Below are 1,058 nucleotides of genomic sequence, written 5' to 3'. Positions count from 1 at the left end.
TGCCATGGGGACATCCTTCCAGCCCGCCCATGCTGGGCAAGCCAACTCAGATGTCACCTATTCGTGCAGCAGACCCGTGTGTTCGTTGTAAGGCTGGTGGTGGCGCAGGCAGCCGTGCAGGATGCCGACGAGGCGGTTGCCTAGGGCGCGTAGTGCTTGGTGGTGGCTGTCTTTGAGGTTGGTGCGGTGGTCGTAGAAGGCGCGGGCGCCGGGGCTGGTGGATAGGGCGCAGAAGGCCCATTGGTCGATGGCGTCATAAAGGCGGCGGTTTCGGACGTGGCGGGCCAGTACGGCCCGTTTCTTACCCGAGGCGATGGTCAGCGGTGAGGTTCCGGCGTAGTTTTTGCGACACTTGGCGGTGGTGTATCTGTTCGGGTCGTCCCCGAACTCACCGAGCACCCGGGCGCCGAGTATGACGCCAAGTCCTGGCAGGGAGCGGTAGATGTCGGCGTCCGGGTGTGTCTCAAAATGGGCGGCCAGGCTGGTTTCGAGTTCGCTGATCTGGCGGTTGATTTCGGTGAGGATGCCCACTGTCGCGGTGGTGGTGGCCGCGAATGCGGCAGTGATCGCGGCGGGTGCGGCGAGTTGTTCGGTGCGCAGCGCGGCCTGAATCTCCCGGGCGCGTGCGGCGATATTGCGTTGGCGTCCACCGCGTTTGAGGGCGGACTGGATCCCCGCCAGGTTCAGCCGGGCGCCTTGCTGGGGCGTGGGGGCACGACCCAGCACCCCCAGCGCGTCGCCGTGGTCGAGGTCGTCGAAGGCCACCAGGGCGGCTGGGTAGTACTCACGCAGCGCGTTTCGCAGCCGGTTGGTGTGCCGCGTGCGTTCCCAAATCAGATTCTGATGGGCCCGGGCGAGGACCTTGATCGCCTCGGCCTGCTCGCTGTCACCGGCGATCGGGCGGTGGTTGTGCCGGTCGGTGCGCACCAGATCGGCCAGCAGCTTGGCATCGGAGGTATCTGACTTGGCGCCCGAGACGTGTCTCTATGTCAACCTGACTCAGGACCACTGTGACGGCTTGATTCGGGACCACCTCGGCGAGGAGGTGGTGGCTCAGG

Annotated in this window: 1 pseudogene; it reads right to left on the bottom strand. The window is 65.7% G+C overall.

Annotation, left to right across the window (positions count from 1 at the left end):
• Positions 1-57: 57 nt before the first annotated feature.
• Positions 58-981 (bottom strand): annotated as a pseudogene (locus tag AWC08_RS14595) (IS110 family transposase); the annotation flags it as partial.
• Between the last annotated feature and the right edge of the window lie 77 nt (positions 982-1,058).

Origin of the sequence: Mycobacterium gordonae, from assembly GCF_002101675.1 — a bacterium.
Taxonomy (GTDB): domain Bacteria; phylum Actinomycetota; class Actinomycetes; order Mycobacteriales; family Mycobacteriaceae; genus Mycobacterium; species Mycobacterium gordonae.
Note: the sequence above shows the minus strand (reverse complement) of the source record. Positions and strands in the feature narration are given on the sequence as shown.